Origin of the sequence: uncultured Campylobacter sp. (genome assembly GCF_937921625.1) — a bacterium.
GTDB lineage: Bacteria > Campylobacterota > Campylobacteria > Campylobacterales > Campylobacteraceae > Campylobacter_B.
This window is the reverse complement of record NZ_CAKZTI010000032.1, coordinates 1-4,001: the sequence shown is the minus strand read 5'-3', so window position 1 is coordinate 4,001 and position 4,001 is coordinate 1. Positions and strand designations below refer to the sequence as shown.

Here is a 4,001-nt window from a genome sequence, read left to right as displayed (position 1 = left end):
CGCCAAAGGGCGTGAGCCTAGACGCGCTCGTCGCGCAGATCAGGGGCGTGGACGGCGTGCTCTCGGTGCACGACCTGCATGTCTGGAGCATAACGAGCGGTACAAACGCGCTCACGGCTCACGTGGTGGTCAGCGGCGAGCTAAGCGTGCGCGAAGCGGAGCGGATCATGACCGAAATATCGCACGAAATGGAGCACATGGGCATCACGCACACGACGCTGCAGCTTGAAAGCAGTGAAAATGACTGCGACGGCGAACTCATCTGCGAAGTAAGATCAAGCGATGCGGGCGGGCATTTGGGGCATAGTCATTAAAATTTAGATTTAAAATTCCGCTCGGTTTGAAATTTAAAATTTGGCTCGGTTTTTAAATTTAAAATTTGCCCGCGCCGCGAGATTTCGGAATTTTAGAATTTTGAGGTTTCAAATTTTAAAATTTTGCGCTCGTTATGAAATTTTAAATCCCTACGCGTGGTGAAATTTTAAAATTTCGCCCCGCGGACGCCATTTCAAAATCAGGTGCCGCACGCGCAAAATAGTAGAATTTTACGCAGCGGGTCGCCGCATCATTCAAAACGGCATCTATACGCGTTTGTAAAATTTTAAATTTAACGGAAACGGCAGGCTAGCAAATGCAGCGAAATTTATCGGACGCACGGAATGGTTTTAATTTAGTCAAACGCCCCCATTTAAATTTCGCCCGTCTGCGCTAAATTTCATAGGCATGAATTACCCGCACGGCGCGACGGAATTTTAAGCACGTAATTCTAATTTTAAAATTTTAATTGCGGGATTTTTTTGTAGAATTCTTGCAACAAAATTTTTACTTCGGAATTCTGCTGCGGAATTCTTGTTATCAAATTCCGTCGCGAAATTCTAGTCCAAATTTTAACTGCAAAATCAGAATTCCACACGTTTCAAATACCGCGAGTAAGCAAAATTTTATCTAAATTTTATAGCGAGGAAAGCAGGAATTTTATATAATCCGGGAAATCTAAAGGAGATGGCTCGTGAACCAAGACAAAAGCCCCATACGGATAATTTTCATCTCGCTTTTGATCTCTTATGCAAGCTTCGGCGTTGCGGGATTTATGCTTTTTGCTATTTTAAACGAGCTCGGGGTCGAAATCGATTTTGCCTTCGCCCCACGCTCGCCTATTTTTGCCTATTTTCTCACGTTTGCGCAAAAGCTCTTGTCCGCTTTTTTATTCGGCGGGTATTTCGCATTTAGGATGATTAGATACAAAATTCTAGGCATAGATTGCAAGCTGGATTTTATGTTTTTCATAATATTTTGCGCCTGCTTTGCGTCAATGATCGTGATAGGCTCTTTGTGTTTGCTGTTTGGATTCTTGCTTTTACGGTACGAGCTTTACTTTTTCGGCGGCGCATTTTTATTGTCTGTGTGCCTAACATACGCGTTATTTAAACGCTCTGGTTTTATGCTAAGCGGGCTTTTGAAAAATCTAGGCGCGAGCTTTAACGTAGATTTTAAGCTCCGCATCATCGTAGCGATACTGCTCGCGCTCATAGCCTGCTTCATACTTTATTGCAAGCTCGCATAAAAGTAGCAGTGCAAATTGCGTCTACACCCAGCGCGATTCGCGCCGCTAAATTTTAAAATTCTGCGCTACGAATTTAGCTGTAAATCGAGCCGCAAATTTAAACTACACATTAAAATTTTGGCTAAATTTCACTCATCAAATTTTCCTGCCGATTTGAGCCTGTTAAAAGCAAATTTGACGTATAATCTCGCGAAATTTTGGGGAGTCAAGGTGCGCAAAAACATAAAATACCTAATTTACAAGTTTCTTTTGGGTAACGTATTTTTAGCCATTTTTGTGATTTCATTTTACGTTGTTTCGTGGCATATTGAAAATATTTCAAATATCGATGTTATGAGCCTTTTGAAGGGATATTTTTTATTTCCGGGCGATATTCGTCTGCCTTTTACGACGGCGATTCTTGAGCTATTCGCCTTTTACGTCAGCAGCAGTTTGAGCGATTTTTATGTCAAAGAGGTTGATCGCAAGCTAAATTTTATATTTTTCATCGCCTTTGCGACGATAGGAATTTTAGCGCTTACCGCCGTTACTTATATCATAGTATTCGGTTTTATGCTATTTGGTCTGGATCTGGATAAAAAACTAGTAGCGATATTATCCGCCGCGATATTATTCATAGGCACCTATTCTACGGCATTTTCATTTCGCAAAAGTAATTACGAGCTCGGTAAATTTTTACAAATCGTTAGTCTAAAAAGGCGCTGGAATGCCAACGAAGCACTATCGTCTATTTTATTGTTTATAGGCATAATAATATGGTTAAACTTTATCGTTTTTGAATCTAAATAAAGCTAAGCGCCCCGTTTAAATTTCGTCCGTATGCGCTAAATTTAATAGGCGTAGATCACCCGCACGGCGCGACAAAATTTTAAGTACGAAATACTTTTTATCAAAATTTAAACCTACGCATTATAATTGCAGGAATTAAAAAGGACGGCAATCGGTTATGAAAAGAGATATATTAATCGCGATTTTAGGCTTACTTTGCGCCTTTATAGATATTAATTACATTGGTTTTCTTATCGCATTAAATTTGATAGTAGTCTTGGTTTGCGCCACTTTTCCTTTTATGAAAAAGAACTATATATTTTTTCTACTGCTTGTCGTAAATTTAGCTTTGTATTTGAATAATATCTATACCCCTTTTGAAAAGCCAGAGCTTTGGACTTATAGCATACCTGCGCTGGCAAATGCGACATATGTATTAGTAGCGCTAGTTTATGCTTCGGGATTTGTCGCTTTTGTCCCGCTTGCGGCATATATCTATTTTTTATATTCGCTCTGCGTCGTTGCCTGCAGCATACGTGAAAAATTTCAAAGCTTACGCTAAATTTGCGATTAAAATTTTAAGCCGCTATTGCGTATAATTTCGCAGAATTTTAAGGATTGCGTATGAAAATATATTTCTACAAATTGCTTCTAGGCATCTTACTGACGGGCGTATTCTCATTCTCGCTCGGCTTTACTTTATCGCACGTAGGTATCATATCGAATGCAGTTTTTGGCGTACCGCTATTGCCCTACGCTCCCTTTAAAGTCGAGCTCGCAAAAGCTATCTTAACGATAATCTCCGCATTTTATATCGCTGATAAAATTATTAATTTTCGCATTTTAGGCATCGATTGCGAGCTAAATTTCATATTTTTCGTTGCTTTTGCGACTATAGGTATATTTATCGTAAGCATACTATCGTTTTTTATGATCTTCGGTATATTCGTATGGCAAAAGTCAAATGCGGCATTTTCAGCAATGTGTCTATTTTTAGGGATAATTTGGACAGCTCGGCTATTTAGGAATATCGAATACGAACTTGGGAAATTTTTGTAAAATTGCAGTATCAAAAAATACTCCAAAATTGACAAAGCACTATTGATCGTACTGCTTATAATCGCGTTCTTTGTGATTATACCGATACTATGTTTAGATATTTAAAGTCGCTACTGCTTTTTTACCGGGTAAACACAAGATTTTGATTAAAATACTATTTCTGCAGCTACAGTACTGTCTTGCTCTACTTTAAAATTTTAAACCAGCCGTAGAATTCGTTCGCTTCTAGGTGCGGATCGCCCGCGCTAGAGATAAAAAGCGGCCGTAGCGAGGAATTTGCTCTAAAATTCCCCGCGTCCCTCATCTGCGCGCTGTAAAAAATAAGCGCGTGGCTTGCAAACTGCGCGAACTCGTCAAACGAACTCGCCCCCGCTTCTATCATCGTGACTTTCGCGTCCGCAGGCAGCGCGGGCGAGACCTCCACCTTGCGATCAGCGACGCCGAAAAGCGGAATGCTCGCATCAAAATCCGAAAGCGCACGGTGCGAGTATATCCAAACATCGGGCGCGCGCGGCTTTAGATTTTGCGGCACGGCACGCGCGTCTAGCGCCAGCATATCGGCTCTGCCTGCCGAAGCGCTAATTTCATCAAATTTAGCCGCACGCACGTC

At 41.0% G+C, this 4,001-nt stretch carries 5 protein-coding genes and 1 pseudogene; 5 read left to right on the top strand and 1 reads right to left on the bottom strand.

Annotated elements, in window-relative coordinates:
- The 5 genes from Q0101_RS05155 to Q0101_RS05135 form a co-directional block, all read left to right on the top strand.
- Window positions 1–314, top strand: a 314-nt coding sequence (locus tag Q0101_RS05155; protein ID WP_297942970.1) for a cation transporter dimerization domain-containing protein, incomplete at its 5' end; no start/stop codon positions are given.
- A gap of 695 nt (window positions 315–1,009) precedes the next feature.
- Window positions 1,010–1,564, top strand: coding sequence for a hypothetical protein (locus tag Q0101_RS05150; RefSeq protein ID WP_297942968.1), 555 nt, complete (start codon window positions 1,010–1,012; stop codon window positions 1,562–1,564).
- Between the two features lie 15 nt (window positions 1,565–1,579).
- Window positions 1,580–2,353: a hypothetical protein gene (locus Q0101_RS05145; RefSeq protein WP_297942966.1), complete on the top strand. Its 774-nt coding sequence runs from the start codon at window positions 1,580–1,582 to the stop codon at window positions 2,351–2,353.
- Window positions 2,354–2,510: 157 nt separating this feature from the next.
- On the top strand, window positions 2,511–2,894 hold the full coding sequence (locus Q0101_RS05140) for a transporter (RefSeq protein WP_297942964.1): 384 nt from the start codon (window positions 2,511–2,513) through the stop codon (window positions 2,892–2,894).
- A gap of 62 nt (window positions 2,895–2,956) precedes the next feature.
- A complete protein-coding gene (locus Q0101_RS05135; protein ID WP_297942962.1) occupies window positions 2,957–3,391 on the top strand; it encodes a hypothetical protein in 435 nt (144 codons plus the stop codon).
- A 184-nt stretch (window positions 3,392–3,575) separates the two neighbouring features.
- Here the strand turns inward: Q0101_RS05135 and Q0101_RS05130 are convergent.
- A pseudogene (locus tag Q0101_RS05130) lies at window positions 3,576–4,001 on the bottom strand (hypothetical protein); the annotation flags it as partial.

What these genes read in the sequence shown, in the direction of transcription:
- Q0101_RS05140 (WP_297942964.1), top strand. Translation starts at nt 2,511, where the DNA reads ATGAAAAGAGATATATTAATCGCGATTTTAGGCTTACTTTGCGCCTTT.
- Q0101_RS05135 (WP_297942962.1), top strand. Translation starts at nt 2,957, where the DNA reads ATGAAAATATATTTCTACAAATTGCTTCTAGGCATCTTACTGACGGGC.